This window comes from Agrococcus sp. SCSIO52902, assembly GCF_022983135.1.
Lineage (GTDB): Bacteria > Actinomycetota > Actinomycetes > Actinomycetales > Microbacteriaceae > Agrococcus > Agrococcus sediminis.
The window spans coordinates 2,105,572-2,132,200 of sequence record NZ_CP095269.1 but is presented as its reverse complement, the minus strand read 5'-3'; the positions used below and the strand labels follow the sequence as shown (position 1 = coordinate 2,132,200).

Genomic DNA, 26,629 nt, shown 5'->3' with positions numbered 1-26,629 from the left:
TGCTTATGGAGGTTCATCGTGGTCCACAGCACGTCCCCCCGCCGGGTCGGCATCGCCGGCGCCCTCGTCGCCGCGCTCGCGCTCTCGGCCTGCTCCGCGAGCGAGGCGTCCTCGCCCGCCGCCGGCGGCGACGGCGAGCCGGTCGTCGGCGGCACGCTCACCTACCTCGAGCATCAGGCCTACACCTCGCTCTACCCGCCGAGCGCGGGCTTCTACCCCAACGGCGCGCTCGTCAACAACCTCACCGCACGCCTGCTGCACCAGGACCCCGAGACGCTCGAGCTCGAGCCCTGGATCGCCACGGCGCTGCCGGAGGTGAACGACGACGCGACCGAGTACACCTTCGACATCCGCACCGACGTCACCTACTCCGACGGCACGCCGCTGACCGCCGAGAACGTCGTCGCGAACATCGAGCTCTTCGGGACAGGCGACACCGACCGCGCGCTCATCGTCTCCGAGGCGATCAACGACTTCACCGCCGGGGAGGTCGTCGACGAGGACACGGTGCGCTTCACGTTCAGCGCGCCCGCCCCCGGCTTCGCGCAGGCAGTCTCGACCATCAACTCGGGCCTGCTGGCCGACGCGACGCTCGAGCGCGACTCCGAGGGCTTCGGCCCTGGGAACGCGACCGAGATCATCGGCGCGGGCCCCTTCGTCGTCGAGTCGGAGGAGGTCGGCACCTCGATCCGCCTCGCCGCGCGCGAGGACTACGCCTGGGCCCCCGCGTCGGCCGAGAACCAGGGCCGCCCGTACGTCGACGCCGTCGACATCGTGATCGCGCCCGAGGACAGCGTGCGGATCGGCGCGCTCACCTCCGGCCAGGCCCACATCGCGCGGCAGGTCGAGCCGCAGCACGAGGCCGAGGTCTCCGCCGCCGGGATCCCCATCGTCGCGGCGGAGACCAACGGCGTGAACAACGGCCTCAGCTTCCGCTTCGGCCACCCGCTGCTCGAGGACATCCGCGTGCGGCAGGCGCTCATCGCCGGGATCGACCGCGAGGCGATCGTCTCGTCGATCTTCTCCGAGCAGTACCCGCTCGCCACCTCGTCGCTGTCGCAGACGGCGCTCGGCTACGCCGACCAGGGCGACGCCTACGCCTTCGACCCCGAGCTCGCGAACCGGCTGCTCGACGAGGCCGGCTGGGAGCCCGGCGCCGACGGCATCCGCGTGCGCGACGGCGAGCGGCTGCACCTGGTCGTGAACGAGGCGCTCCCGCAGCCCCGCTCGCGCGACGTCATCACGCTGGTCGCGCAGCAGCTGCGCGAGGTGGGCGTCGAGCTCGAGCTCTTCCAGGGCGACCAGGCCGCGCAGACCGCCGCATCGGCCGACGTGGAGCAGATCCAGATCTACCACTCGATGGTCGGGCGCGCGGACTTCGACGTGATCAAGAGCCAGTACTCGATCGAGAACCGCAGCACGCTGCAGAACGCCGACGCCGACGGAGAGCCGATCGACGCCGAGCTCGAGGAGCTGCTGCAGCGCGTCGCGTCGGAGCCGACCGTCGACGGCCGCGAGGAGGCCTCGGCCGCCATCCAGGCGCACCTGACCGAGCAGGCCTACGTGCTGCCGTTCTTCGAGGAACCGCAGGTCTACGGCGTGCAGCCGAACGTGCAGGGCTTCCGCACCGAGTCGGTGGGGCGCCCCTCGCTCGCTGCCGTCTGGCTCGAGGACTGAGGCGGGAGGCGAGCATGAGCGTCGTGATCCGACCCGCACCGGAGGCAGCTCCGCCCCGCTGGCGCCCCGCCGCGCCGCCGACCGCCCGGTTCGCGCTCCGCCGCGTCGGGCAGGCCCTCCTCGTGGTCGTCGCGACGTTCGTGCTCGCCTTCCTCCTGCTGCACGCGCTGCCGGGCGACGCGATCGTCGCCCGGTACGCGAGCCCCGAGCTTGGCCTCACCCCCGAGCAGCTCGAGGCCCTCCGCGTCGCCTACGGCGCCGACCAGCCGTGGTGGGTGCAGCTGGGCCTGTCGGCGGGGGGCTTCCTGACCGGCGACCTCGGCACCTCGCTGCAGAGCGGCGCGGAGGTCTCGACCCTCATCGCCGCCTCGCTGCCGCCGACGCTCGCGCTCGCGGGCCTCGGCTTCGCGCTCGCGGCGGTGCTCGCGGTCGGCGTCGCCGCCGCCGCGACCTTCGCGGGCACCGAGTGGCTGCGCCGGGCGTTCCGCTCGCTGCCGCCGCTGTTCGTCTCCATCCCGGTGTTCTGGATCGGCATCGTGCTGCTGCAGGTGGTCTCCTTCCGGCTCGGGCTCATCCCCGTCATCAACGCGAGCCCGGCAGAGGCGCTCGTGCTCCCGGTCGTCACCATCGCGATCCCGATCGCTGCCCCGCTCGCGCAGGTGCTCATCCGCGCGATCGACGACACGCTCGCGGAGCCGTTCGTCATCGTCGCCCGAGCGCGCGGGGCCGGCCCGGCCTGGCTGCTCGGCAGGGAGGTGGCCCGGAACGCGCTGCTGCCGACCCTCACCATCGCCGGCGTGCTCTTCGGCGAGCTGATCGCGGGCGCCGTCGTCACCGAGACGGTCTTCGCCCGCTCGGGGCTCGGCCGCCTCACCGCCGATGCCGTCGCCACCCGCGACATCCCCGTGCTGCAGGCCGTGGTCGTCATCTCGGCCGTCGCCTTCGTCGTCATCAACCTCGCCGTCGACCTGCTCGCTCCGGCGATCGATCCGCGCCTCAGGAAGGAGGTGCGGGCATGAGCGCCGTCACGAGCCTCCTGCTCCCCCGCCGCGACGAGCCCGCCGCGCGGCCGAAGCCGCGCGCGACCCTCGTCGTCTCGATCGCCGTGCTCGCGATCGCGCTCGCCTGGGCGTTCCTGCCGTGGCTGTTCACGAGCCAGGACCCCCTCGCCGGCGTCGCGGCCGACGCCCTGCAGGCGCCGAGCGCCGCGCACCCGTTCGGCAACGACGCGACCGGCCGCGACCTGCTCGCCCGCGTCATCTTCGGCGCCGGCAACTCGCTCTCCGGCGCCGCGATCGCGGTGCTCGTCGGCCTCCTCGCCGGCACCGCGATCGGGGTGCTCGCCGGCTCCATCGGCGGCCTCGTCGAGGAGGGCCTCATGCGGGTGGTCGACGTGCTGCTCGCGATCCCCGGCCTGCTGCTCGCGCTGAGCGTGATCGTGCTGCTCGGCTTCGGCGTCACGAACGCCGCGATCGCCGTCGGCGTCACCTCGATCGCCGTCTTCGCCCGCCTCTCGCGCTCCCAGGTCGTGCGCGTCCGCCGCAGCGACTATGTCGAGGCGGCCTTCGGCTCGGGCGGCACCTTCCTCGCCGTGCTCGGCCGCCACGTGCTGCCGAACTCGCTCGGGGCGGTGCTCGCGCTCGCCGCGCTCCAGTTCGGCAGCGCCATCCTCCAGATCTCGACCCTCGGCTTCCTCGGCTACGGCGCACCGCCGCCCACGCCCGAGTGGGGCCTGCTCATCGCCGAGAGCCGCGACTACGTCGCGAGCGCCTGGTGGCTCACGACGCTGCCCGGCGTCGTGGTCGCCGCCGTCGTCCTCGCCGCGAACCGGATCGCGGCCGCCATCAGGGAGGCAACCGCATGACCGAGCCGCTGCTGCGCATCGACGGCCTCGCCGTCTCCTACCGCACCCGGCACGGCCGCGGCCTCCACGGCCGCCGCACCGCCGTCGAGGGCGTCTCGCTCGAGCTCGGCCGCGGCGAGGTGCTCGCGCTCGTCGGCGAGTCGGGCTCGGGCAAGACCACCATCGGCCAGTCGATCATCGGGCTGCTGCCGGAGGGCGGCCGCGTCGACGCGGGGTCGATCGAGCTGCGGCTCGCCGGTCGTCCGGTCGACCTGGCCCAGCTGCCGCCGCGGGCGGTGCGCGAGCTGCGCGGCCGTCGGATCGCGCTCGTGCCGCAGGACCCGGGCACGTCGCTGAACCCCGTGCAGACCATCGGCGCCTCGGTCGCCGCACCGCTGCGCATCCACGCGGGCGCGAGCGCGGGCCTCGGCGGCCGCGACCGCATCCGCCGCCGCGTCGTCGAGCTGCTCGACCGCGTCGGGCTCGACGATCCCGAGCGGCGCGCGGGCCAGTACCCGCACGAGCTCTCGGGCGGCATGCGGCAGCGGGCGCTCATCGCCGCGGCCATCGCTCTCGAGCCCGAGCTGATCATCGCCGACGAGCCCACGAGCGCCCTCGACGTCACCGTCCAGCGCCGCATCCTCGACCTGCTCGACGAGCTGCGCGCGGAGCTCGGCTCGAGCGTGCTGCTCATCACGCACGACCTCGCGGTGGCGGCCGAGCGCGCAGACCGCATCGCGGTGCTGCGCGGCGGCGCGCTCGAGGAGGCGGGCGCCACGCGCGCCGTGCTGCAGCAGCCGGCGAGCGCGTACACGCGCGAGCTGCTCGCCGACGCGCCCGCGCTCGCCGACCTCGCGCCGCGTCCCGCGCGCGCTCCTGCGGCGCCGCTCGTCGAGGTCGCCGGCCTCGTCCACGAGTACGGGCGGGGCGCGGATGCGTTCCGCGCCGTCGACGCCGTGACCTTCGGCATCGAGCGCGGCACGACGCACGCGCTCGTCGGCGAGTCCGGCTCGGGCAAGACCACGATCGGCCGCGCTGTCGCCGCGCTCCACGCGCCGACGGCCGGCGCGATCCGGATCGGCGGCCGCGACGTCGTCGCCGACCGGCGCGACCGGGGCATCCGCCGGCTCGTGCAGCTCGTCTCCCAGAACCCGTACGCCTCGCTCGACCCGCGCCGCACGATCGCGCAGACCATCGGCGAGCCGCTGCGCAACTGGCGTCCGGAGGAGGGTGGCCTGCGCGGCACTGGCCCCGGCGGCCGGGCGGAGCTCGCCCGCCGCGTCGCCACGGCGCTCGACCAGGTGGCCCTGCCCGCAGACGTCGCCGGCCGGCTGCCGCGCGAGCTCTCGGGCGGGCAGCGGCAGCGCGTCGCGATCGCGCGCGCGCTCATCATCGAGCCCGAGGTGGTGGTGCTCGACGAGGCGGTGTCGGCGCTCGACGTGACGGTGCAGTCGCAGATCCTCGACCTGCTCGAGGCGCTGCAGCGCGACCTCGGCCTCACGTACCTGTTCATCACCCACGACCTCGCGGTCGTGCGCCGCATCGCCGACACGACGACGGTGCTGCGCCGCGGCGAGGCCGTCGAGACCGGCAGCGCCGAGCAGGTGCTGACGGCGCCGCAGCACGACTACACGCGCGCGCTGCTCGAGGCCGTGCCGGCGCCCGAGTGGCTGCGCGCCGCGCAGCCGGACCGCGCAGCCGCGCCCGGCCCATCCGTCCGCACCGCGCAGCCCGTCCGCACCGCCCAGCCCGTCCGCACAGCCCAGGAGGTGGCCTGATGGCCCCAGAGATCGGATTCTTCACGCGCATCCTCGACGATGCCCCGGCCGCCGAGCGCTACCGCATCGCGCTCGACCAGATCGAGCTCGCCGAGCGGCTCGGCTACCGCACCGCCTGGGTCGCGCAGCACCACCTCGACCGCGACGAGGGCGGCCTGCCGTCGCCGTTCGTGCTGCTCGCCGCGGCCGCCGCCCGCACCCGGCGCATCCGGCTCGGCACCGCGATCCTCACGCTCGCGCACGAGCAGCCGACGCGCACCGCCGAGGACGCCGCGGTGCTCGACACGATCGCCGGCGGCCGCTTCGAGCTCGGGCTCGGCACCGGCGGCAGCCCCGCGACGCTCAGCGCCTTCGGCGAGGACCCCGCGCACCGCCGGGCCGTCTACGACGCGAAGCTCGTGCGCGTGCGCTCGCTGCTGGGCGGCACCGCCGACGTCACGATCGAGCCGCGGGCGGCCACGCTGACCGACCGCATCTGGCAGGCCACGTTCTCGGTCGAGGGCGCCCGCGCGATCGGCGCGCAGGGCGACGGGCTGATGCTCTCGCGGCTGCAGCCGCCGCCCGCCGGCCTGCCCGACGCGGCCCTGCCACCGCGCGTGTGGGACGTGCAGCGGCCCGTCGTCGACGCCTACCTCGACGCCCTGCCCGCGGGCGTGCAGCCGCGCATCCTCGCCTCCCGCAGCGTCGTCGTCGTCGACGCCACCGAGCGCCGCGCGGTGCGCGCGCACGCCGAGGCGGGCCTGACGCGGCAGCTCGCGCAGCTGCAGGGCGTCGCGCCCGGCTCGCTCACGCTCGACGAGCTGCTCGTGCGCAGCGAGACGCACCTGGGCACCGCGACCGAGGTCGCCGAGTCGCTCGCCGCCGACGCTGTCGCGGTCGGCGCGACCGAGGTGTCGATCCAGGCGCACTCGGTCGACCCCCACCACGAGATCACCGCGCGGTCGCTCGAGCTGTTCGCCCGCGAGGTCGCCCCCGCGCTCGGCTGGAACGCCGGGCGCACCCACGAGCAGGAGCAGGAGCACCGCCATGTCGCATGACGACGTCATCGACCACCTCGCCGAGATCCCCGCCGGGTCGCGGCTCGACGAGATCCGGCGCGCGCGGCCCGACGCGCGCGAGCACGCGCAGCAGAGCTTCCTCGCGCTGCTCGAGCCGGCGGCACCGGGCGCGCTCGGCCTCGCCGACCGCTACGCGATCGCCGCCTACGCGGCGATCCTGCACGACCCGTCGCCGGAGCGCTCGCGCGCGTCGGCGTTCTACCTCGAGCTGCTCGCGGACGAGGCGGACCCGGCCCTCGTCGCCGCGGTGGCCGACGCGGCCGACGCGGGGCGCGCCTCCGGGCCCTACGGCGGCTACCGCGAGCCCGACCTGCGCGGCGAGGCCGTCGACGGCCCCGCCGCAGCCGTCGACCGCAGGGCCATCCCGGCGCCGCTCGCGGCGGCCCTCGAGCACGCGCACCTGCTCGTGCTGCACCCGCGCGACGCTCGCCCCGAGTCGCTGCGCGCGCTCGTCGACGCCGGCTGGGAGGCCGACGCGATCGTCTCGCTCAGCCAGCTCGTGGCGTTCCTCGCGTTCCAGCTGCGGCTCGTGCACGGGCTCCGCGCACTCGCCGCCGCGCCCGCGGCACCTGCCGAGCCCGCCGCATCCGACCTCCAGGAGGCCCGCGCATGACCGCCATCATCGAGCACGAGGCGCTGCGGCGCCCGGAGCGCTTCACGCAGCGAGGGCTCGGCTGGGTGCCGTGGCTCCCGCCGGTGCCGGAGGGCGAGCTCACCGACGTGCAGCGGCACGCGCTCGTCGAGGCGTCGCGGTCGACGAGCCCGTACTTCCGGCTGCTCGCGCGCGACCCCGAGGCCCTGCGCGCCCGCACCCTCACCGACCTCGACATCTTCGGCAACGAGGAGGGCGGCCTGCCGCGCTGGGAGCGCGAGCTCTCGGCCGCGGCCGCGTCGCGGGTGAACGGCTGCGTCTTCTGCGCCTCCGTGCACGCCCGTGCCGCCTCGAGGCTCTCGGGCCGCGGGGACGACGTGCAGCGGCTCCTCGACGAGGGCGTCGGCGCCCGGGTCGACGAGCGCTGGGACGCGATCGCGGATGCCTCGGCGGCGCTCACCGCGACCCCCTCGGGCTTCGGGGCGGGGCACGTGGAGCGCCTCCGGGCGGCGGGCATCGGCGACGCGGGCATCGTCGACCAGATCAGCGGTGCGGCGTTCTTCAACTGGGCGAACCGCCTGATGCTGTCGCTCGGCGAGCCGGAGGTCGTGTGATGGGCGTGCCTGCGCTCCTCGACCACGTCGTGCTGGCCGGCCCCGACCTCGCCCAGGCCGTCGAGCTCGTCGAGCGCGCCACCGGGGTGCGCGCGGCCCCGGGCGGGGCGCATCCGACCGGCACCGCGAACGCGCTGATCGCGTTCACCCGCGGCGGCGAGCGCGTGCGGCAGTACCTGGAGGTGATCGGGCCCGACCCGGCCTCCGGGAGGTCCGCCGACGAGACCGCCGCGTTCGGCATCGCGCGGCTCGATGCGCCCGCGGTGGCGAGCTGGGCCATCCGCCCCACCGACCTCGACGCCGCCGTGGCCGGGGCGCGCGCTGCCGACGTCGCGATCAAGGACGTCGAGCCGCTCTCACGCCGCACGCCGGACGGCGGCGAGCTCGCGTGGCGGCTCGCGCGGCCCGTCGATGAGCGGCAGCCGCCGTTCCTCATCGACTGGGGCTCGACGCCGCACCCGGGACTGGGCGACATCCCGGTCCTCGAGCTCGTCGGGCTCCGTCGGCTGGCGCGGTCGCCGGGCGAGGAGGAGGCACGCCTCGCCGCGCTGGGCGTCGAGACCGGCGTCGGGCCGGATGCGGTCGCCGTGGTGCCGGCGGAGGCCGACGGCTTCGAGGTCGAGGTGCGCGTCGGCGACCGCACCGTCGTGCTGCGCTGAGCCGGCGGATCGGCGCTCGGGGGTTCCGCTCGGCGGTCAGGAGCGCTTGGCTGGGGGACGAGGAGATCCCTCGCATCGCGGTCAAGGAGGATTCGCCATGGCATCTGTCGCACGCATCACCACCATCAGCTCGCGCTCGGACGTGAGCTTCGAGGACGCCGTCAAGCAGGGCATCGCGCGGGCCAGCGAGACGCTGCGCGGCGTCGAGGGCGCGTGGGTCAAGGACCACGTCGTCAACATCCGGGACGGCGCGATCACCTCGTGGCAGGTCACGCTCGAGGTCACGTTCGTGCTCGACGACTCGGGGCACCCGGTCGACGCCTCGGCCGACTGACCCGGCACGCCCGGGGCGAGTGCGCCCCGACGTGCGCAGCGGGCGCGGCGGCAGTGCATGCTGCCGTCGCGCCCGCTGCGGGCATGTCGTCGGACGTCAGACGATCGAGACGGCGGCGCCGAGCCGCTGCTCGGCGAGGCGCGCGCCCTGCCCGAGCGACTCGAGCTTGGCGACGGCGATGTCGGGGTGGATGCGTCCGCCCAGTCCGCAGTCAGTCGACGCGATGACGCGCTCCGGCCCGACCAGCCGCGCGAAGCGCTCGATGCGGTCGGCGACGAGCTCGGGGTGCTCGACGACGTTGGTGGCGTGGCCGACGACGCCGGGAGCGATGCGCTTGCCCTCGGGCAGCTCGACGCGCTCCCACACGCGCCACTCGTGCTCGTGGCGCGCGTTCGCCGCCTCGAACGAGTAGGTGCCTGCATTCGCCTCGAGCACGAGCGGGGCGATGTCGCCGAAGGGCACGTCGGTCGTGTGCGGCCCGTGCCACGAGCCCCAGCAGATGTGCAGGCGCACCTGCTCCTCGGGCAGTCCGCGGATGGCGTGGTTCAGCGCGTCGATGCGGATGCGCGTGAAGTCGAGGTAGTCCTCGATCGTCGGCTCGGGGTTGATCTGGTCCCAGTTCTCGGCGAGCGAGGGGTCGTCGATCTGCACGATGAGGCCGGCATCGACGATGGCGCGGTACTCCTCGCGCAGCACGTCGGCCCACGCCCAGATGTGCTCCTCGTCGCTGCCGTAGTGGCGGTCGGCGATGCGCGCGGCCGAGCCGGGCGACAGCGCGGTGAGGAAGCCCTGCTCGGCGCCCGTGGCGGCGAGACCCGACCGGAGGTTCGCGATGTCGGTCGCGATGGCCTCGTGGCCGGTGTAGCGAAGCGCACCGGTCGTGGCGGGGAACGCGGTCGCGGGCCTCGACTTCAGCAGCGGGTCGTCGGGGTCGAGGTAGGCGTCCTTGAAGCGCACCCAGTCGCGGCGGTCGGGGAACGACGTGAGCCGCACGTCGCCGGGCGCGCTGCGCACCGGCGGCTCCGAGAAGATGTCCTCGCCGGTGACCTCGAGGCCCTCGACGCGCTGGAAGACGTAGCTCCACCACGCGCCGTAGTCGAGCGCCGACGACATGGCCTTGCCGTACTCGCCGTCGCCGACGATCGTGATGCCGAGCTCCTGCTGGCGGCGCACGAGGTCGCCGACGGCGTCGGCGAGCAGCGCCTCGAACTCGGGCGTGCGCTCGAGGGTCAGGCCGTCGTCGGCGAGGGTGCGGGCGGCGTTGGCGGCGAGCAGCTCGGGCGTGCGCGGCAGGCTGCCGGCGTGGGTGACGTCGATGCGGGTCATGTCGTGCCTCCTGAGGTCGTCATCGGCACGCTACGCGGCCAGCCGGAGGAGCCGGAACCGCGGCGGTCACGCTTCGTCACACAGCGCGTCGTCAGGTAGCGGGGCCGCGCTCCGGGCCGAGCAGCTGGTCGAGGTAGCCGGGCGGGAACGCCTCGGCGAACGACTGGCGCGGACCTCTCGTCACCCAGTCGACCGAGTCCTGCGCGCCCGGCGGCGCATGCCCGGACGGCCCGTCGACGACCGGCTCGGAGCCACGCGGCGGATCGGGCGGAAGCAGCTCGGCGAAGGTCGGCCCGACGCGCTGGGGCACGGTCGTGACGACCTCCCCGATCGGCGTGGTCCACTCGATCTCGCCGTGCGCGAGCTGCCGCATCGACCACCGCGAGCCGTGCTTCAGCACGTGGTCGCTGCGGCACAGCGTCGCGAGGTTGTCGATGCTCGTCGTGCCGCCCTTCGCCCAGTCGAGCGTGTGGTCGAGATCGGCGCGCCGGCTGCCGCAGGCGCAGCCGGGGAACGTGCAGCCGCCGTCGCGCGCCTGCAGCCAGCGCCGCTGCCCAGCGCTCGGCCGATAGGTGTCGACAGTGACGGCGACGCCGCTGACCGGGTCGGTGAAGAGCCGCTCCCACACGGCGGACCCGCCGGCGAGCCACCGCGCGGTGCTGCGGTCGACGAGCGTGCGGCCGTCGAGCGACGCGGGGAAGCTCAGTGCGGGGCCGGCGGCGCCGCCGTGCTCGCCGTCGCCGAGCAGCTCGGTCGCGGGGATCAGCACCGACACGTGCGCCGTCAGCATGCTCGTGCCGTGCAGGTCGTCGGGCACCGAGCCGCCGAGCAGCAGCTCGCAGAACGCGTCGGCGCGGAACTGGTCGAACGACCGCGGATCATCCTTCGGCTTGCCGCGCGCCGCCTGGCTCAGCCGGTCGAGGATCCCTGCGGCGAGCACGGCGGGCACCCGCGCCACGACGTCGCACATGCCGTCGCCGACGTCGAAGACCTCGACCCCGCGACGCTCCCGCGCGACGTCGTGCCGCTGCTGCAGCGGGGCCGCGAGCACCGCATCGACCACTCGCTTCGCACGACTGCGGAGCTGCCCGGGGCTCGAGCGCTGCGCGACAGCGACGAGCTCGGCGACCACCCGGTCGCGCTCGTCGGCGGCGACCTCCGGGTCGAGCCGCAGCGCGCGCGTCTCCCCCTCGATCACCCGCAGGTGGCTCACCGTGATGCGGCCCTCCGCCGCCGCGTCGTGCGCGGCCGGCAGCTCGGTGACCGTCTGCCAGGCCTCGGTGATGCGGCGCTCCATGCCGCGCGTCGAGACGCCGAGCTCCACTGCCGCGAGCGAGGCGAGCTCGCGCACGGCGAGCGCCGAGTCGCCCTCGACATCGAGCACGCGCTGCAGATGCGCCGCCATCAAGCCGCGCCGCTCACCCTCGATGCGCGCCGACCGCGTCTCGAGCACGCGCATGCGCGCGGCGAACTCGTCGTCGGCGGCGAGCCGCTCGAGCGCGGGATCCAGCGGCGGCTCGAGCAGCTGCGCATCGAGCAGCCGCACCGTCGCCTCAGGCGTCCGACCGGCCGGCACTGCGAGCGTGCGGAACCCGCGCTCGGCGAGCTGCTCGGCGCGGAACGCGTCCTCGAGCTCGTCGGCGGTGCGGCCCAGCGGATCGACCAGCCGCCCCGATCGCACCAGCGCGATCGTCGCCATGTCGAGCCGGGCCTCGTCGTCCATGCACGCATCCCACCACGGGCCACTGACACGACACATAGCATCCCCGCCAGGCCCTCGTCGTCAGCGCCCGCGCCGTTTTGTCCCCCTCCCCTGTGACGCAGCCGTGAGTACCCTGGTGGGCGACCGGACGAGGAGTCGACCATGTCGGACATCACTTTCCAGCTGCTCGCGATCGGGCTCTACTTCGCGGCGATGATCGCGATCGGCGTCTACGCGGCGCGGAAGACGAAGAGCCACGAGGACTACATGCTCGGCGGGCGGGACCTGCACCCGGCGACCGCCGCGCTCTCCGCCGGCGCCTCCGACATGTCGGGCTGGCTGCTCATGGGCCTCCCCGGCGCCATCTTCGCCGCAGGCCTCATCGCGGCGTGGATCGCCATCGGCCTGACGATCGGCGCCTACCTCAACTGGAAGTTCGTGGCGCCGCGCCTGCGCGCCTACACCGAGGTGGCGCGCAACTCGATCACGATCCCGAGCTTCTTCGAGAACCGCCTGCGCGACCGCTCGCGCGCCCTGCGCATCGTCTCGGGCTCGATCATCCTGATCTTCTTCACCTTCTACGTCTCCTCCGGCATGGTCGCCGGCGGCGTCTTCTTCGAGTCGACCTTCGGCGCCGACTACATCTGGGGCATGCTGCTCGTCAGCGGCGTGACGCTCGCCTACACGCTCTTCGGCGGCTTCCTCGGCGCCTCGCTGACCGACATGGTGCAGGGCGCGATGATGTTCCTGGCGCTCATCATCATCCCCGTCATCGCGTTCTTCACGGTCGGGGGCCTGCAGGGCGTGCAGGACGGCATCGCCGACTCGGGCGCGCAGCTCACGGGCCTCATCCCCGCCGACGTCGACGGGATGGTCGTGCTCGGCATCATCTCGTCGCTCGCCTGGGGCCTCGGGTACGTCGGCCAGCCGCACATCATCGTGCGCTTCATGGCGCTCCGCTCGGTCGCCGCGGCGAAGCCCGCGCGCCGCATCGGCATCGGCTGGATGGTCATCTCGCTCATCGGCGCCGTCGTCTCGGGCTTCGTGGGCATCGCCTTCGTGCAGCAGTCGGGCGTCCCGCTCGACAACCCCGAGACGATCGTGCTGGCCATGTCGCAGGCGCTGCTGCACCCGTTCGTCGCCGGCCTCGTGCTGGCCGCGGTGCTCGCCGCGATCATGTCGACCCTCTCGAGCCAGCTGATCGTCTGCTCGTCGGCGCTCGTCGAGGACCTCTTCCAGGTCTTCGCGAAGCGCCCGCCGTCGCAGCGCCTGCTCGCCATCCTCGGCCGCTCGTGCGTGCTCGCCGTCGCCACCATCGCGGCGCTGCTCGCGATCACGCCCTCCGACACGATCCTCGGCCTCGTGGGCTTCGCGTGGGCCGGCTTCGGCGCCGCGTTCGGTCCCGTCGTGCTGCTCACGCTCTTCTGGCGCAAGCTCACCAACTGGGGCGCGCTCGCCGGCATGATCGTGGGCGCCGCGACCGTCTTCATCTGGGACGCGATCGAGCAGGCCACCGAGATCGGCTTCTTCTCCCTCTACGAGATCGTGCCCGGCTTCATCCTCAACCTCGTCGTCGCGATCGTCGTGAGCCTCGCCACGCACCGCCACGACGAGGCCGTGCAAGAGGAGTTCACGCGCACCGGTCAGATCGTGGCGCTCAAGCCCGGCGAGGAGGGGCGCGTCAGCGCGGCGGCCGCGGCCGACCGCAACGTGCTCCCCTGACCGACACGCCGGCACGCCGTCGGGGCCGCGCGATAGCGTGACCTCGACGGCGCCGCGGCGTCGTCGACGCGCGCACGGGAGCATCGATGAGCGAGACGAGGACGGCACCGCCGGTCGCCGCCGTGCCCGCCCGCGGCCCGGCGCATCCGCTCCCCCTCGACGATCCGCGGCCGGCGCCCGGCCGCTACCTGCGGTGCAGGACGCGCGGGCCCGTGCCTGTGACCGCGCTCTTCCCGGCCGTGCTCCAGCAGCGCGCGCTCGCGGATCTCGCCCGGGTGCCGGCGATGCTCGCGTGCTTCGTCGAGCGCCTGGGGCCGCATCCGTTCGACGGCTGCCTGCTCGTGATCGCCGACGATCCCGCGCGAGTGCCCGCCTCGCCGGGTGTGGCCGTGCTGCGCAGCGACAGCATCGACGGGTCGGGCAGCTGCGACGGCGCGCTCGCCGACGCCATCGCGCGCCAGTGGTTCGCGCGCGGCACCGAGGGTGCCGACGCGCGTGACGCCTGGCTCGTGCCTGCGCTCGCGCGCTACGCGACGTGGCTGTGGTGCGAGGCCGCGGGCGACATGACGACGGATGCGCTGGCCGCGGCCGAGCACGCACGGCTGGCCGGGCGGTCGGCCGGCGAGCCGCGCGACGCGCGCGAGGGCGCACCCGACGACCCTCGCGCCGGCCGCGGCGCGCTGCTGCTGCACGGCCTGCGCATCGAGCTCGGCGATGTGCGCTTCTTCGAGCTGCTGCAGGCCTGCAGCCTGCTGCACCCCGCCGGAGCCGGCACGACCCAGGGCTTCCGCGAGCTGGTCGGCGCGTTCGCCGACCGACCGACCGACGCGCTGCTCGACGCCTGGCTCGTCGACGCCGAGCTGCCGCCCGCGCCCGAGCGCCGTCGCCGCGCGCACCGCCGCCACCGCCGCTGAGGCTGACGTCCGCGTCGACGCATGCGCAGCGCAGGTCATCGACCTGAGAGCGCCGCCTGAGGCTCGCGAGACCACTTGTTGCGGGCCGATCGCGCGACCGAGGTCAAGTGGAAGGCGCGGCAATCGGCGCACGGATGCACTCCCACCTCCGGCCGCTCTGGACGATCCCGCTTGATGGCACGGAGCGCCTGGCGAGCCGAGGAGGCCGACGGATAGGGGTGCTTGGGACAATTCGGCATGGGCGCCGCTTTCTCTGCATGAACGAGAGGAAACGACGCGCTCCGTGTCGATGCACAGCCAACGTCTGAACCAGCGACTCATTGCCCTGGTCCTGGGCGCCCAAGATGGGACATCTGCCGAGGTCATGATGTCGGACCGGCAACGCTCACGCAAGATGCTCCACGCTGGTAGCAATCCTCCGCTCGGCCCGGTCCGCCGCCACCGGTGCAATCTCTCTTGTCAGCCCTTCCGACCCCATTTCCGGCAGACTGGCCCCTCGCCCGCGACCGGCCGGGCGATGACGGAGGAGAGCATGGCGAAGCGCCGCGCGCAGCGCACCGAGCCCACGACGGGCGAGCCCGAGCGCGTCACGGTCGTCGTCTGCCGCGGCGGCGACTGCGGCAGCCGTCGCAAGCACCCCGGCGTCGACCACACGGCGCAGCTGCAGGCGCTGCGCTCGCGCATCGACGGGGCCGACGTCGTGCCGAGCAAGTGCCTCGACGCGTGCGAGCGCTCGAACGTCGTCGTCGTGATGCCGGGCGACGCGGGCGCCGAGGCGGGCGCCACGCCCGTGTGGATCGGCGAGGTGCTGGACGACGCGGTCACCGACGACATCGTCGAGTGGGTGAACGCCGGCGGGCCCGGGGTCGCGGCGCCGCCCGCGCTCGTCGAGATCCAGGAGTTCCGCCCCACGCGGCAGAGCCGGCAGGAGCTGCAGCCGGGGCACGCGCTGCCCTGAGCACCCCGCCCGCGCAGCGCGAGCCCCTCAGTCGCGCCGTCGGCCCCCGAACCCCGCGAGCACGGCGTGCAGCAGCGGCACGACGGAGGCGACCATGAGCGCGGTGCCGAACCCCTCGTCGTCCGGGCGCACGAGCGCGCCCGCGACGAGCAGCCCCGCGAAGAGCACCGCCGAGACGACGCGCGCGGCGGTGCGCTCGAGCCGCGCGACGCGGCGCTCGAGCGCCGGCGACGAGACCGCGAGCCTGCCCTCCTCGAGCCGCGTCGCGAGCGAGTCGAAGCGGCGCGGCAGCCCCACCGCGAGGCGCGCGAGCGACACCGCCTCGTCGACCGCGGCACGCGCGATGCCGCCGCGCTCGTCGCGCAGCAGGCGCCCCGCGTAGGGCTCGACGGCGTCCCACAGGTTGAACTGCGGGTCGAGCGAGCTGCAGACGCCGGAAGTGAGCGACATGGCGCGGATGATGAGCAGGAAGTGCTCGGGCAGCTGGAACGGCAGCGACCGCATGAGCTCCTCGAACTCGAGCGCGAACTCGCGGAACTCTCGCGGGTCGACCTCGCGCAGCTCGGCGAAGCCCATGCCTCCGAAGCGTGCGAAGGCGCCCGTCATGGCGCGCTCGAGCTCGGCGGTGTCGGCCGACGGCAGCAGCGCGCCGACCTCGCGGATCGCCTCCACGAGCCCGCGCCCGTCGCGCGCGGCGGCCGCGATCAGCAGCGTGCGCAGGCCCCGCCGCGTGCTCGCGGGCACCTCGCCCATCATCCCGAAGTCGATGAACGTCAGCCGCCACGGCGCATCCGCTCCCCCGCCACCGACGCCTCCAGCACCCAGCTCCACGGGCGTCACGAAGAGGTTGCCGGGATGCGGGTCGGCGTGGAAGAAACCGTTGACGAACAGCTGGTCGAACATGACCGCGGCGAACGCGTGCGCGACCTCGGAGGGGTCGATGCCGGCGGCGCGCAGCCCGTCGAGGTCGGTGAGCTTGATCGCCGTGACGTCGGCGAGGGTCAGCACGCGGCGGGTGGTGCGCTCCCACACGACCTGCGGCACCGCGACCCGCGGGTCGTCGGCGAAGTCGGCCGCGAACCGCTCGGCGTTCGCCGCTTCGTGGAGGTAGTCGATCTCCTCGAGGCTCGTCTGCGCGAACTCCTCGACGAGCGCCGGCATGTCGACGCGGTCCGACACCAGCCGCACCCGGCTCATCCACCCGCCGACGCGACGCAGCGCCGCGAGGTCGACGTCGACGATCGCCTGGATGCCGGGCCGCTGCACCTTCACGACCGCCTCGGCGCTGCCGAGGTCGGCTGCGTCCTGCGCGGTGAGCGTCGCGCGGTGCGCCTGCCCGAGCGAGGCGGCCGCGAGCGGCTCCGCCTCGATCGAGGCGTAGGCGCGCTCGAGCGGCATGCCGAGCTCCTGCTCGATCGCGTCGCGGATGGGCCCGAACGGCACGGGCGGCGCCTCGTCCTGCAGGCCCTCGAGCTCCCGGGTGATCTCGGGCGGCAGCACGTCGAGCCGCGACGACATGAACTGCCCCACCTTGATCATGAGCCCGCCCAGGTCGACCGCGAGCGCATGGAAGCGGCGGGCGAGGCGCGTGAGCCGGGCGCCCCTGCCCCGTGCGGCGAGCCGCGCCAGCCCGAAGCGAGGCAGCACGATCTCGAACCACCACATGCTCACGAGGTGGCGGGCGGCGAAGCGCAGGATGCGGCGGTAGCGGGCGCGCGTGGCTCCGAGGTCGGGCATCGTCTCTCCTCGATCCCGACGCGCCGGCGGCACGCCGCTCAGTCCTGAGCGAGGATCGAGTAGAGCCTACGACGCGCCTCTTCGAGCACGGTCACCGCCTGCTGCACCTGCTCGGGGCTGCCGGTGCGGCCCACCTGCGCGGCCGCCTGCGCGAGGTCGAACCCGGCCTTCGGGAGCGCCGAGAAGCCGCGGCCGTCGCGCTCGCCCGTCGCCATCCAGGGCGCCGCCCGCTCGGCCGACTCGTCGGCGACCGCGCGCCCGCCCTCGGTCAGCGAGTAGGTCTTGCGCCCGTCGGCCTCGTGGGCGGTGATGAGCCCCTCGTCGGCGAGCAGCTGGAGCGTCGGGTAGACCGAGCCCGGGCTCGGCTTCCAGGCCCCGCCGCTGCGCTCCTCGATCTCCTGGATGATCTGGTAGCCGTGCATCGGGCGCTCGGCGAGCAGCGCGAGCACCGCCGCGCGCACGTCGCCGCGCCCCATGCGCGTGCCGCCGCGCTTGTCGAAGGCGGTGCGCAGCTGCTCCATCGCCTCCCACATGTGGGAGCCGGGCCCTGCGTTGAAGCCGCGGTCGAAGCCGCCGCCTGCGAACGATCCATGCATGATGACCTCCTCGCGCCGGCGAGTGTCGGCGATACTCAACGATATATCGCTCATCGCACGAGCGGAAGAGGCGATCCGGCCCGCTCACCGCCGACGACCGGCAGGATGGAGGCATGACCGATCCGACGCATCCGACCCCCGACGACGCCGCTCGCGGCGGCACATCCGACTCCGTGCTGGCCCGTGAGGAGCCGGCATGGGTCGAGCACGTCATGTGGTGGCACGTCTACCCGCTCGGCTTCGTCGGCGCGCCCATCCGGCCCGACGAGACGCCCGCGGCCGACGCCGTCGAGCACCGGCTCGGCCGCATCGAGGCGTGGCTCGACCACGTGCTCGAGCTGGGCCTCAACGGACTGCAGCTCGGGCCGGTCTTCGCGTCGTCGACGCACGGCTACGACACCGTCGACCACCTGCGCGTCGACCCGCGGCTCGGCGACGAGGCCGACCTGCAGCGGCTCATCGACGCGTGCCGCGAGCGCGGCATCCGCGTGATGCTCGACGGCGTCTTCAATCACGTCGGCCGCGAGCACCCGGCGTTCCGCGCCCTCGAGCAGGAGGGGCCGGATGCGCCGACCGCGGGCCTCTTCCGCGTCGACTGGGAGGGGTGGTCGCCGGGCGACGCGGTGCGCGCCGACGTCTTCGAGGGGCACGACCAGCTCGTCGCGCTCGACCACGGGTCGGATGCGGTCGTCGACCTGGTCGTCGAGGTCATGACGCACTGGCTCGAGCGCGGCATCGACGCGTGGCGCCTCGACGCGGCCTACGCCGTGCCGCCGGCGTTCTGGGCGAAGGTGCTCCCGCGGGTGCGCGAGCGGTTCCCGGATGCGTACGTGATGGGCGAGGTGATCCACGGCGACGCCGCCGCGATCGTGCGCGAGTCGACGATGGACTCGCTCACGCAATACGAGCTGTGGCAGGGCATCTGGCACGGCTTCGCCGACGGCAACTGCTTCGAGCTCGCCCACGCCCTCGAGCGCCACAACGCCCTGCTCGCCGACTCGGCGCCGAGCACGTTCATCGGCAACCACGACGTGACGCGCATCGCCTCGGCGGTCGGCGTCGACCTCGTGCCGCACGCGGTCGCGGTGCTCTGCACTGTCGCGGGCACGCCGTCGGTGTACGCCGGCGACGAGTACGGATGGGTCGGGGAGAAGGAGGAGCGCATCGGCGGCGACGACGCGGTGCGGCCCGAGTTCCCGGAGGCGCCGCCCGCGCCCGACTCGCTGGAGCCTGCCGCCGCGGCCGTCTACGACGCGCACGGCGCGCTGCTCGCGCTGCGGCGCCGCCACCCGTGGCTTCACCGCGCCCACACCGACGTGCTGCACGTCGAGAACACCGCGATCGTGCTGCGCACCGGCACGCACGACGACCGGGTCGTGACGGCACTCAACCTCGGCGACGAGCCGGTCGAGCTGCCGTGCGCCGACGCGACCGCGCTCGAGGCCGGTGCGGGCGACGTCGAGGGCGAGGTCGTGCGGCTCGCGCCGCGAGGCTGGGCGGTGCTCAGCTGACGCAGGTCGGCTGACGCGGGTCAGCGCGCCCCGGCCGCCGCCCCGCCGGCGACCGACAGCTGCGGATCGATCATCGTGATCCCCGCTGCGGTCGAGCGGTCGAAGCCGGGCAGGAGCGCCGCCGCCTCCTCGAGCCCGACCGTGCGCTCGACGAGCAGCTGCGGCTGCAACGCCCCCGAGGCGATGAGCGCGAGCATGCCCGGGTAGTCGGCCGCGGCCATGCCGTGGCTGCCGAGCACGTCGAGCTCCCACGCGATCACCCGCGACATGGGCACGCGCGGATGCCCGTCGACGGGCGGGAGCAGGCCGATCTGCACGTGCCGGCCGCGCCTGCGCAGGCTCAGCACCGCATCCGATGCCGTCTGCTCGCTGCCGACGGCGTCGACCGCGACGTGGCTGCCGCCGCCGGTGATCGCGGCCACCTCGGCCGGGATGTCACGGCCGTCGGCGAGGATCGCGTGCTCGGCGCCGAGCCGCATCGCCAGCTCGAGCGCCGCCGGGTTGCGGTCGATCGCGATGGCCCGGGCGCCGAGCGCGCGGGCGATCATGACGGCGCTGAGGCCCACGCCGCCCGCGCCGACGACGGCGACCCACTCCCCTGCGGCGATGCGCGCGCGGCCCGCGAGGGCGCGGTAGGCGGTCGCGAAGCGGCAGCCGAGGCTCGCCGCGGTCGCGAAGTCGACGCCGTCGGGGATGGCGACGAGGTTGGCGTCGGCGGCGTGCAGCGCCACCTGCTCGGCGAACGAGCCCCAGTGCGTGAAGCCGGGCTGCTGCTGGTCGGGGCACACCTGCGCGTCGCCGCCCAGGCACCACTCGCACGTGCCGCAGCCGCACACGAAGGGCACCGTCACGCGGTCACCGACCTGCCAGCGGTGCACGTCCTCGCCGACCTGGCTCACGACGCCCGCGAGCTCGTGCCCCGGCACGTGCGGGAAGGCGATCTCGTCGTGGCCGGCCCACGCGTGCCAGTCGCTGCGGCAGAGCCCGGTCGCGAGCACCTGCACGACGACGCCGCCGGGCGGGGCGACCGGCGTCGGCACGTCGCGGACGACCGGGGTCGAGCGGATGTCGTCGAGGACCAGGGCGCGCATGGCTCGATCCTCGCAGGTGGCGGGCGGGCCGCGGAGCGGCGCTGCGGTCACGAGCAGCGGATCCGTCACGGATCGCGGACGATCTCTCCGCTGCTCGTGGCGGATCGCGGATGCATCCGCTTCTGGTGACGCGGTCGGGCTCCGGTCGGTCGGCGTGGCCGGCTGGCGAGCGACGCCCCCCGCCGCCGCTCACACCATCGCGGCCGAGCGCTCCCACAGCTGCTCGGCGAGCACCGGGTCGACCGAGTCGGGGTTGACCTGCGTCGCGATGCGGCGGGCGTCGTAGTACTCGCCCGGCACGAACGTGGTGCCCGGCGTGCCCTGGGCGAGCCAGACGAGGTCGTCGGCGGCCCGGTCGGCAGAGATGGTGAAGAGCCGCCTGAGCGGCGTGTGGTAGATCCACCGCATGATGTGGTTCGTGTCGCTCGCGAAGCTCGTCGCGACGATGCCCGGGTGGAACGAGACGGCCGCGATGCCCTCGTCGCCGTAGCGGCGCTGCAGCTCGCGGGTGAAGAGGATGTTCGCGAGCTTGCCGTTGCCGTAGGCACGATCGGCGCGGTACCCGCGCGCGTTCTGCAGGTCGTCGATGTCGAAGCGCGCGAAGACGCGAGCGGCCTGGCTCGCCGTCTGGATCACGGTCGCGCGCCCCGCGGTCAGCGCCGGGAGCAGCAACGTGGTGAGGAGGAACGGCGCGAGGTGGTTGACCTGGAAGGTGCGCTCGTAGCCGTCGACGGTGAGCGAGCGCTCGCCCATGATGCCGCCGGCGTTGTTCGCGAGCACGTGGATCTCGGGGAAGCGCTGCAGCAGCTCGTCGGCGAGGCGGCGCACCTGCGCGAGCTCGGCGAAGTCGGCGACGAAGTGCGGCGCGCCGAGCTCGGCGGCGACCGCGGCGGTGCGCTCCGGCGAGCGGCCGACGACCACCACCTGCTCTCCCAGCGCGTGGAGCTTCCGCGCCGCGGCGGCGCCGATGCCGTCGCTCGCACCGGTGATGACGATCGTGCGCGACATCCGTGCCTCTCCTGCGGCGCTGCCTGCGCCGCCGGCACATCCTGTCACGGGTCCTCAGCCAGCAGGTGACGCGGATGCGCCGAGCGGCGATGATCGTGATGGGCAGACCCGCCCGCGCCCGACTGGAGGATCCATGCACGAGCTGCGCACCTACCGCGACCTCTCGACGCCCCACGTGGCGGATGCCTGCATGCGGCTCGGCGTGGAGGTGCGCTGCGGCCCGAGCGGGCTGCGACCGGCGCTGCCCGGCACGCGCGCCGTCGGCCGGGCGCTGCCCGCGCAGCACGTGGGCAGCGTCGACGTCTTCCTCGAGGCGCTCGACGCGGCCGGCGAGGGCGACGTGCTCGTCGTCGACGACGGCGGGCGCCTCGACCGCGCCTGCGTCGGCGACCTCGTCGCGCTCGAGGCGCGCATGGCGGGCCTCGGCGGCATCGTGATCTGGGGGCTGCACCGCGACACCCCGGAGCTGCGCGAGATCGGCCTGCCCGTGTGGAGCCTCGGCACCTCGCCGAGCGGTCCGGCGGATGTCGCGACGCAGCCCGCCGACGCGCTCGCCGTCGCGCGATGCGGCGAGCACCGCGTGACGCGCGACGACCTCGTGCTCGCCGATGACGACGGCGTCATCCTCGTGCCGCTCGCCGACGCCGAGCGCGTGGCGGAAGCGGCGGCCGCGATCCGCGACACCGAGCGGCGGCAGGCTGCGGCGATGGCGGCCGGCACGAGCCTGCGCGAGCAGGTGCGGTTCGGCGACTATCTCGACGCCCGCCGCGAGCGCGGCATCGGCTTCCGCGAGCACCTGCGCGAGGTGGGCGGCGCGATCGAGGAGTGAGGCGCGCGGCGCGGCACGGCGAGCCAGCGCACGACTGCCATGCTGTCCCCATGGCGCAGCCCAACGACCTCCTGGCCGTCCTCGTCGACGCCGACAACGTCCCCGCTTCAAAGATGGGCGCTGTGCTGGCCGAGGTGGCGCGCTTCGGCACCGCGTCCGTCAAGCGTGCGTACGGCGATTGGACCACGACGCAGCTCAGCGGCTGGAAGCAGGCGGCGAACGACCACATCGTGCAGCCGATGCAGCAGTTCGCCTACACGACCGGCAAGAACGCGACAGACAGCGCGCTGATCATCGACGCGATGGATCTGCTCTATACGGGCCGCTTCCACGGGTTCTGCATCGTCTCCTCCGATTCAGACTTCACGCGGCTCGCCGCTCGCATCCGCGAGGCGGGCGTGACGGTCTATGGATTCGGCGAGCGCAAGACCCCCGAGGCCTTCCGCAACGCCTGCGATCAGTTCACGTACCTCGACGTGCTGGAGGCACCCGCGGCCGAGGACCCGGCACCGGCGCCGAAGGCAGTACCTGCTCCGCAGCTGCGCGGTGACGGCAAGCTGTTCAACGGCTTGAGGTCCTCCGTATCCACCGCGTCCGGCGAGGACGGCTGGGCCGATCTCTCCGCCGTCGGCCAGCTGATGCGCAAGCAGCAGCCCGACTTCGACTCGCGCAACTGGGGCTACGCCAAGCTCTCCGAGCTGCTGCGAGCGACAGAGCGCTTCGAGGTCACGCCTCGCCCCACTGGCGGCATGCGGGTGCGCGTCAAGGTGAAGAAGATGGCGTGACCGAGTGACCGACACTGTGACCGACGTCGTGCTCGACCTCGACGGCGTGCTCTCCACGCGCGACACGTTCGCCACCCTGCTCGTCGCGGCCGCGCGGCGATCGCCGTTCGTGGGCGTGCGCAGCGCGCCCGTCCTCGTGCGCTGGGTGCGCGCCGGCCACGACGTGCCGCGCCACGCCGCCGCCTCCCGCGAGGTCGCCCGAAGCCTGCTCCGCGGCGTCACTGAGCCGATGTACGACGCGCTCGCCCACGACGTCGGCACGCGGCTCGGTCGCGTCGCCGCACGCGCCTCGATGGTCGAGGTGGCGGCTGAAGGGCGCCGCGCCGGCGCGCACATCGTCGTCGCCACCGGCTCCGAGCACCGCCTCGCAGCCGCGTTCCTCGCAGCCGCCGGCGTCGAGCACGACCTGCTCCTCGCATCCACCCTCCGCTTCACCGAGACCGGCCCGGTCTTCGACCGGCACATCCGCGGCGAGGGCAAGCTCGCGGCGCTGCGGGAGGCCGGGATCGACGTCGAGCGGCGACGCTTCTGGACCGACTCGTTCGACGACTTCCCCACGGCCCAGGCCGCCGCATCCGTCGTGCTCGTCGCACCGTCGCGGCACTCTGCGGCGCGCTACCTCGCGTCCGGCCTGGCGGTCGAGCGACTGCCGTGAAGCGGGCATCCTGGAGACCGAGACAAGCGAGGACCCACGATGTTCACCGGACTGAGCGCCTTCCCCCTCACACCGCTGCGCGACGACCGCCTCGACCTCGGCGCGTTCGGCCGGATCGTGGCGATGCTGGCCGGGAGCGGCGTCGACTCGATCACCGCGCTCGGCTCGACGGGCTCCTACGCCTATCTCGACCGCGACGAGCGGCAGCGCGTCGTCGGTGCGGCGGTCGAGGCCGCCGGCGGCACCCCGGTCATCGCAGGCATCGGGGCGCTCCGCACCTCGCACGCGATCGCCTTCGCCCGCGACGCAGTCGATGCCGGAGCGCACGCGGTGCTGCTCGCGCCGCTCAGCTACCAGGCGCTCACGGATGACGACGTCTACGGCTTCTACGCCGATGTGCTCGAGCACCTGTCCGTGCCGCTCGTCGTCTACGACAACCCGGGCACCACGCACTTCACGTTCACCGACGCGCTCTACGGCCGCATCGCTGCGCTGCCCGGCGTCGCGTCGATCAAGATCCCCGGGCTGCCGGCGGGCGTGACGGCCGAGCAGCGCGTGGCGCAGATCCGCGACGTCGTGCCCGAGCACGTCACGATCGGCATCTCCGGCGACGCCTTCGCCGCGCGCGCCCTGAACGGCGGCTGCGACGCCTGGTACTCCGTCATCGCCGGCACGCTCCCCGCCCCCGCGCTGCGCATCACCCGCGCCGCGCAGGCCGGCGAGCGCGACCAGGCGGAGGCCGAGTCGGCGCGGCTCCAGCCGATCTGGGACCTCTTCGCCGCGCACGGCAGCAACCGCGTGGTGGCCGCGATCGCCGAGGAGCTGGGGCTCGCGCACCCGGGCAGCCTGCCCCTCCCCCTCCGCGGCCTCGACGAGGAGGGGAGGATGCGCGTGCGCGAGGCGCTCGCGGAGCTCGACCTGCGCTGACACCCCGTCGGCCCGGGCCATGCGCCATCCGATATGCTTAGTGCCCTAACCATCCGAGCGGATGATCATCGAGGAGCCGGGCCCGACCATGCAGCAGACCGACGTCGCCACACCGCCCGCGCAGCCCCGCCCGCGCGACCCGCAGAGCTTCACGCGCGGCGACGCGCTCGCGTGGAAGGTGGTCGCGTTCACCGCAGGCGGGCTCACGCTCGCCGGCATCGCAGGGGGCATCGTCGCGCTCGTCGCGCTCCTCGACGCCTGACGCACGCCGGTCGGCTACGTGGCCGACTGCGCGTCAACCGCCGAGATCAGCCGCGTCATCAACTCGTGCAGCTGCGCGAGCTCGTCGCGGTCGAGCCCGAGCCGCTCGGCCATCGTCGTCGGCACCGCGAGCGCCTGCTCGCGGAGCGCCACGCCCCGCTCGGTCAGCGTGATGTCGAGCGTGCGCACGTCGTCGGCGCGTCGCGACCGCTCCACGAGCCCCGCGGCCTCGAGCCGCTTCACGAGCGGCGACAGCGTCGCGGGCTCCAGCCGCAGCTGCTCGCTCAGCTGCCGCAGCGACAGCGGCCGGGAACCCCAGAGCGCCAGCATCACGAGGTACTGCGGATGCGACAGGCCCAGCGGCTCGAGCACCGGGCGGTAGGCGCCGACGACGCTCCGCGACGCGACCGACAGCGCGAAGCACACCTGCCGCTCGAGGGCGAGGTCGTCCTGCGCATGCACCTGCATGTCGTCGACGGCCATCCTGCAATCCTAGGCGCCCCGACCCATCCGGGCCTCGGCCCGTGGTGTCCTCGCCGAGCCACCGCATCCGTCGTCAGAGCAGCACGCCCCGGTGCGACGGAGGGAATGCGACATGGCGAAGTACCTGGTGCTCATCTACGGCGACGAGGCGGCGTGGGCGTCGATGCCCCCGGAGGAGGAGCGGCGGCTGATGGCCGGCCACCGTGCGCTCGCGAAGGCGGCCGGCGGGGCGATCCTCGACACGGGCGAGCTGGAGCCGCCGAGCGCGGTCGTCACGCTGCGCGGGCCGGCGCGCGGCGAGCCGGCCGCGACCGCCGGACCGCTCGCCGAGCCCGGCGCGACGCTCGGCGGCTACTACCTCCTGGAGACGACCGGCCTCGACGAGGCCAAGGCGCTCGCGAGCCTGCTGCACGAGTCGCGCGCGGGGCACGGCGGCGTCGAGATCCGCCCGGTCGCCGAGGGCTGAGGCCCAACCGAGGCGAGCGGCCTCAGCGGATGCGGTGCCCGGTCGACGGCTCGAACGCGAGCACGCTCGACGGGCGCACCGCGAACGCGAGCTCGCTCCCGATCGCCGGGTGCGCGCCCTTCGGCAGCCGCGCGGTCCAGCGCGCGCCGTGCCCGGAGCCGTAGACGAAGGTGTCGGAGCCGAGCTCCTCGACGAGCTCGACCGCGATGCGCACGAGCGAGGCGTCGTCGCCCGGTTCGGCGACGATCTCGAGGTCCTCGGGGCGGATGCCGTAGGTCAGCGCCGTGCCCGAGTGCGGCGCGGACGGGTGGAACGGCAGCCGCAGCCCGCCCACCTGTGCGCCCTCCGCATCCGACCACGTCCCCTCGACGAGGTTCATCTGCGGCGAGCCGATGAAGCCGGCGACGAAGAGCGTCTCGGGCTCGTCGTAGAGCTCGCGGGGCGTGCCGACCTGCTCGATGCGGCCGTGGTTCATGACGACGACGCGGTCGCCCATCGTCATCGCCTCGGTCTGGTCGTGGGTGACGTAGACGGTGGTGACGTCGAGGGTGCGCTGCAGCGCCGCGATCTGGCCGCGGGTCTGCACGCGCAGCTTGGCGTCGAGGTTCGAGAGCGGCTCGTCCATGAGGAAGACCGCCGGGCGGCGCACGATCGCGCGCCCCATGGCGACGCGCTGGCGCTGGCCGCCGGAGAGCTCGCGCGGCTTGCGGTCGAGCAGCTCTTCGAGCTCGAGCAGCCTGGCCGCCTCGTCGATGAGCCGCTTGCGCTCGGCGGCGGGCACCTTGGTGTTCTTCAGCGAGAACTCCATGTTGCCCGCCACCGTCATGTGCGGGTAGAGCGCGTAGCTCTGGAACACCATGGCAACGTCGCGCTGCGCGCCGTCGATGCCCGTCACGTCGCGGTCGCCGAAGGCGATGGTGCCCGAGTCGGGGAACTCGAGGCCCGCGAGCGTGCGGAGCGTCGTCGACTTGCCGCACCCCGAGGGGCCGACGAGCACGAGCAGCTCGCCGTGCTGGATCTCGAGGTCGATCGAGTCGATCGACGGCCGAGCAGCGCCGGGGTAGGTGAGCGTGACGTCGCGCAGCGAGACGTTGACCATGGTG

27 protein-coding genes are annotated in these 26,629 nt (G+C 74.1%); 19 read left to right on the top strand and 8 right to left on the bottom strand.

The genetic code is table 11. From position 1 onward, the window contains the following. Window positions 1-18 precede the first annotated feature (18 nt). From MU522_RS10505 to MU522_RS10465, 9 genes are all read left to right on the top strand, one after another. Window positions 19-1,677 (top strand): TIGR04028 family ABC transporter substrate-binding protein, encoded by a 1,659-nt coding sequence (locus MU522_RS10505; RefSeq protein ID WP_246990901.1) that lies wholly within the window; start codon window positions 19-21, stop codon window positions 1,675-1,677. Between the two features lie 14 nt (window positions 1,678-1,691). Continuing rightward, a complete protein-coding gene (locus tag MU522_RS10500) occupies window positions 1,692-2,696 on the top strand; it encodes an ABC transporter permease (RefSeq protein ID WP_246990900.1) in 1,005 nt (334 codons plus the stop codon). Continuing rightward, window positions 2,693-3,541 (top strand): ABC transporter permease, encoded by an 849-nt coding sequence (locus tag MU522_RS10495; RefSeq protein ID WP_128190328.1) that lies wholly within the window; start codon window positions 2,693-2,695, stop codon window positions 3,539-3,541. The genes MU522_RS10500 and MU522_RS10495 overlap by 4 nt, the downstream gene beginning before the upstream one ends. After that, complete coding sequence (locus MU522_RS10490; RefSeq protein WP_246990899.1) at window positions 3,538-5,298, top strand: ABC transporter ATP-binding protein; 1,761 nt, start codon at window positions 3,538-3,540, stop codon at window positions 5,296-5,298. The genes MU522_RS10495 and MU522_RS10490 overlap by 4 nt, the downstream gene beginning before the upstream one ends. Then, window positions 5,298-6,335 (top strand): LLM class flavin-dependent oxidoreductase, encoded by a 1,038-nt coding sequence (locus tag MU522_RS10485; protein WP_128189768.1) that lies wholly within the window; start codon window positions 5,298-5,300, stop codon window positions 6,333-6,335. The genes MU522_RS10490 and MU522_RS10485 overlap by 1 nt, the downstream gene beginning before the upstream one ends. After that, window positions 6,325-6,969, top strand: coding sequence for a CMD domain protein (locus MU522_RS10480; RefSeq protein WP_128189767.1), 645 nt, complete (start codon window positions 6,325-6,327; stop codon window positions 6,967-6,969). The genes MU522_RS10485 and MU522_RS10480 overlap by 11 nt, the downstream gene beginning before the upstream one ends. Then, window positions 6,966-7,562: an alkylhydroperoxidase domain protein gene (locus MU522_RS10475; RefSeq protein WP_146354207.1), complete on the top strand. Its 597-nt coding sequence runs from the start codon at window positions 6,966-6,968 to the stop codon at window positions 7,560-7,562. Before MU522_RS10480 ends, MU522_RS10475 begins: the two co-directional genes overlap by 4 nt. Before the next feature lie 5 nt (window positions 7,563-7,567). Beyond that, entirely contained in the window at window positions 7,568-8,221 is a 654-nt protein-coding gene (locus MU522_RS10470) for a VOC family protein (RefSeq protein WP_164877120.1), read from the top strand. A 97-nt stretch (window positions 8,222-8,318) separates the two neighbouring features. Continuing rightward, on the top strand, window positions 8,319-8,555 hold the full coding sequence (locus MU522_RS10465) for a dodecin family protein (RefSeq protein ID WP_128189764.1): 237 nt from the start codon (window positions 8,319-8,321) through the stop codon (window positions 8,553-8,555). A 96-nt stretch (window positions 8,556-8,651) separates the two neighbouring features. On the opposite strand, the gene MU522_RS10460 is transcribed toward MU522_RS10465, so the two are convergent. Together MU522_RS10460 and MU522_RS10455 are read right to left on the bottom strand one after the other, a co-directional pair. Beyond that, a complete protein-coding gene (locus tag MU522_RS10460) occupies window positions 8,652-9,881 on the bottom strand; it encodes a cobalamin-independent methionine synthase II family protein (RefSeq protein ID WP_246990898.1) in 1,230 nt (409 codons plus the stop codon). Window positions 9,882-9,972: 91 nt separating this feature from the next. Next, window positions 9,973-11,604 carry an HNH endonuclease signature motif containing protein gene (locus MU522_RS10455; RefSeq protein WP_246990897.1) on the bottom strand — a complete coding sequence of 544 codons (1,632 nt, stop codon included), beginning with the start codon at window positions 11,602-11,604 and terminating at the stop codon, window positions 9,973-9,975. A gap of 141 nt (window positions 11,605-11,745) precedes the next feature. On the opposite strand from MU522_RS10455, the gene putP reads away from it, so the two are divergent. The 3 genes from putP (at window position 11,746) to MU522_RS10440 (ending at window position 15,177) form a co-directional block, all read left to right on the top strand. Further along, on the top strand, window positions 11,746-13,305 hold the full coding sequence (gene putP / locus MU522_RS10450; protein ID WP_281440002.1) for a sodium/proline symporter PutP: 1,560 nt from the start codon (window positions 11,746-11,748) through the stop codon (window positions 13,303-13,305). Between the two features lie 86 nt (window positions 13,306-13,391). Beyond that, complete coding sequence (locus MU522_RS10445; protein WP_246990896.1) at window positions 13,392-14,219, top strand: hypothetical protein; 828 nt, start codon at window positions 13,392-13,394, stop codon at window positions 14,217-14,219. Between the two features lie 532 nt (window positions 14,220-14,751). Beyond that, window positions 14,752-15,177 carry a (2Fe-2S) ferredoxin domain-containing protein gene (locus MU522_RS10440; protein ID WP_146354218.1) on the top strand — a complete coding sequence of 142 codons (426 nt, stop codon included), beginning with the start codon at window positions 14,752-14,754 and terminating at the stop codon, window positions 15,175-15,177. Between the two features lie 27 nt (window positions 15,178-15,204). Here the strand turns inward: MU522_RS10440 and MU522_RS10435 are convergent, their stop codons facing one another. Next, on the bottom strand, window positions 15,205-16,914 hold the full coding sequence (locus tag MU522_RS10435) for an AarF/UbiB family protein (protein WP_246990895.1): 1,710 nt from the start codon (window positions 16,912-16,914) through the stop codon (window positions 15,205-15,207). A gap of 38 nt (window positions 16,915-16,952) precedes the next feature. Further along, entirely contained in the window at window positions 16,953-17,510 is a 558-nt protein-coding gene (locus MU522_RS10430; RefSeq protein ID WP_146354222.1) for a PadR family transcriptional regulator, read from the bottom strand. Window positions 17,511-17,722: 212 nt separating this feature from the next. On the opposite strand from MU522_RS10430, the gene MU522_RS10425 reads away from it, so the two are divergent. Next, complete coding sequence (locus MU522_RS10425; protein ID WP_246993526.1) at window positions 17,723-19,021, top strand: alpha-amylase family glycosyl hydrolase; 1,299 nt, start codon at window positions 17,723-17,725, stop codon at window positions 19,019-19,021. A gap of 20 nt (window positions 19,022-19,041) precedes the next feature. On the opposite strand, the gene MU522_RS10420 is transcribed toward MU522_RS10425, so the two are convergent. Both MU522_RS10420 and MU522_RS10415 read right to left on the bottom strand, forming a co-directional pair. Beyond that, window positions 19,042-20,112, bottom strand: a complete 1,071-nt coding sequence (locus MU522_RS10420) for a zinc-dependent alcohol dehydrogenase family protein (protein WP_246990894.1) — start codon at window positions 20,110-20,112, stop codon at window positions 19,042-19,044. A 189-nt stretch (window positions 20,113-20,301) separates the two neighbouring features. Then, a complete protein-coding gene (locus MU522_RS10415; protein ID WP_246990893.1) occupies window positions 20,302-21,120 on the bottom strand; it encodes an SDR family NAD(P)-dependent oxidoreductase in 819 nt (272 codons plus the stop codon). Between the two features lie 133 nt (window positions 21,121-21,253). Between MU522_RS10415 and MU522_RS10410 the strand changes: the two genes are divergently transcribed. From MU522_RS10410 to MU522_RS10390, 5 genes are all read left to right on the top strand, one after another. Further along, window positions 21,254-21,949 (top strand): RraA family protein, encoded by a 696-nt coding sequence (locus tag MU522_RS10410; protein WP_246990892.1) that lies wholly within the window; start codon window positions 21,254-21,256, stop codon window positions 21,947-21,949. A 50-nt stretch (window positions 21,950-21,999) separates the two neighbouring features. Further along, the gene (locus MU522_RS10405) at window positions 22,000-22,734 is read left to right on the top strand and encodes an NYN domain-containing protein (RefSeq protein ID WP_246990891.1); all 735 of its coding nucleotides are present in this window, start codon (window positions 22,000-22,002) and stop codon (window positions 22,732-22,734) included. A gap of 4 nt (window positions 22,735-22,738) precedes the next feature. Further along, window positions 22,739-23,389: a haloacid dehalogenase-like hydrolase gene (locus MU522_RS10400; protein ID WP_246990890.1), complete on the top strand. Its 651-nt coding sequence runs from the start codon at window positions 22,739-22,741 to the stop codon at window positions 23,387-23,389. A 39-nt stretch (window positions 23,390-23,428) separates the two neighbouring features. Then, window positions 23,429-24,316, top strand: a complete 888-nt coding sequence (locus MU522_RS10395; RefSeq protein WP_246990889.1) for a dihydrodipicolinate synthase family protein — start codon at window positions 23,429-23,431, stop codon at window positions 24,314-24,316. A gap of 61 nt (window positions 24,317-24,377) precedes the next feature. After that, window positions 24,378-24,578, top strand: coding sequence for a hypothetical protein (locus MU522_RS10390; protein WP_246990888.1), 201 nt, complete (start codon window positions 24,378-24,380; stop codon window positions 24,576-24,578). A gap of 14 nt (window positions 24,579-24,592) precedes the next feature. Here the strand turns inward: MU522_RS10390 and MU522_RS10385 are convergent, their stop codons facing one another. Next, a complete protein-coding gene (locus MU522_RS10385) occupies window positions 24,593-25,060 on the bottom strand; it encodes a MarR family transcriptional regulator (protein WP_246990887.1) in 468 nt (155 codons plus the stop codon). A 112-nt stretch (window positions 25,061-25,172) separates the two neighbouring features. On the opposite strand from MU522_RS10385, the gene MU522_RS10380 reads away from it, so the two are divergent. Continuing rightward, window positions 25,173-25,526, top strand: coding sequence for a YciI family protein (locus MU522_RS10380; RefSeq protein ID WP_246990886.1), 354 nt, complete (start codon window positions 25,173-25,175; stop codon window positions 25,524-25,526). Between the two features lie 22 nt (window positions 25,527-25,548). Here MU522_RS10380 and ugpC read toward each other — a convergent pair whose 3' ends face one another. After that, a complete protein-coding gene (gene ugpC, locus MU522_RS10375) occupies window positions 25,549-26,625 on the bottom strand; it encodes a sn-glycerol-3-phosphate ABC transporter ATP-binding protein UgpC (RefSeq protein ID WP_246990885.1) in 1,077 nt (358 codons plus the stop codon). Window positions 26,626-26,629: the final 4 nt, after the last annotated feature.

Coding starts and splice junctions, on each gene's coding strand:
- MU522_RS10500 (WP_246990900.1), top strand. CDS start 1,692: ATGAGCGTCGTGATCCGACCCGCACCGGAGGCAGCTCCGCCCCGCTGG.
- MU522_RS10495 (WP_128190328.1), top strand. CDS start 2,693: ATGAGCGCCGTCACGAGCCTCCTGCTCCCCCGCCGCGACGAGCCCGCC.
- MU522_RS10490 (WP_246990899.1), top strand. CDS start 3,538: ATGACCGAGCCGCTGCTGCGCATCGACGGCCTCGCCGTCTCCTACCGC.
- MU522_RS10485 (WP_128189768.1), top strand. CDS start 5,298: ATGGCCCCAGAGATCGGATTCTTCACGCGCATCCTCGACGATGCCCCG.
- MU522_RS10480 (WP_128189767.1), top strand. CDS start 6,325: ATGTCGCATGACGACGTCATCGACCACCTCGCCGAGATCCCCGCCGGG.
- MU522_RS10475 (WP_146354207.1), top strand. CDS start 6,966: ATGACCGCCATCATCGAGCACGAGGCGCTGCGGCGCCCGGAGCGCTTC.
- MU522_RS10465 (WP_128189764.1), top strand. CDS start 8,319: ATGGCATCTGTCGCACGCATCACCACCATCAGCTCGCGCTCGGACGTG.
- MU522_RS10460 (WP_246990898.1), bottom strand. CDS start 9,881: ATGACCCGCATCGACGTCACCCACGCCGGCAGCCTGCCGCGCACGCCC.
- MU522_RS10455 (WP_246990897.1), bottom strand. CDS start 11,604: ATGGACGACGAGGCCCGGCTCGACATGGCGACGATCGCGCTGGTGCGA.
- putP (WP_281440002.1), top strand. CDS start 11,746: ATGTCGGACATCACTTTCCAGCTGCTCGCGATCGGGCTCTACTTCGCG.
- MU522_RS10445 (WP_246990896.1), top strand. CDS start 13,392: ATGAGCGAGACGAGGACGGCACCGCCGGTCGCCGCCGTGCCCGCCCGC.
- MU522_RS10440 (WP_146354218.1), top strand. CDS start 14,752: ATGGCGAAGCGCCGCGCGCAGCGCACCGAGCCCACGACGGGCGAGCCC.
- MU522_RS10435 (WP_246990895.1), bottom strand. CDS start 16,914: ATGCCCGACCTCGGAGCCACGCGCGCCCGCTACCGCCGCATCCTGCGC.
- MU522_RS10430 (WP_146354222.1), bottom strand. CDS start 17,510: ATGCATGGATCGTTCGCAGGCGGCGGCTTCGACCGCGGCTTCAACGCA.
- MU522_RS10425 (WP_246993526.1), top strand. CDS start 17,723: ATGTGGTGGCACGTCTACCCGCTCGGCTTCGTCGGCGCGCCCATCCGG.
- MU522_RS10420 (WP_246990894.1), bottom strand. CDS start 20,112: ATGCGCGCCCTGGTCCTCGACGACATCCGCTCGACCCCGGTCGTCCGC.
- MU522_RS10415 (WP_246990893.1), bottom strand. CDS start 21,120: ATGTCGCGCACGATCGTCATCACCGGTGCGAGCGACGGCATCGGCGCC.
- MU522_RS10410 (WP_246990892.1), top strand. CDS start 21,254: ATGCACGAGCTGCGCACCTACCGCGACCTCTCGACGCCCCACGTGGCG.
- MU522_RS10405 (WP_246990891.1), top strand. CDS start 22,000: ATGGCGCAGCCCAACGACCTCCTGGCCGTCCTCGTCGACGCCGACAAC.
- MU522_RS10395 (WP_246990889.1), top strand. CDS start 23,429: ATGTTCACCGGACTGAGCGCCTTCCCCCTCACACCGCTGCGCGACGAC.
- MU522_RS10390 (WP_246990888.1), top strand. CDS start 24,378: ATGATCATCGAGGAGCCGGGCCCGACCATGCAGCAGACCGACGTCGCC.
- MU522_RS10385 (WP_246990887.1), bottom strand. CDS start 25,060: ATGGCCGTCGACGACATGCAGGTGCATGCGCAGGACGACCTCGCCCTC.
- MU522_RS10380 (WP_246990886.1), top strand. CDS start 25,173: ATGGCGAAGTACCTGGTGCTCATCTACGGCGACGAGGCGGCGTGGGCG.
- ugpC (WP_246990885.1), bottom strand. CDS start 26,625: ATGGTCAACGTCTCGCTGCGCGACGTCACGCTCACCTACCCCGGCGCT.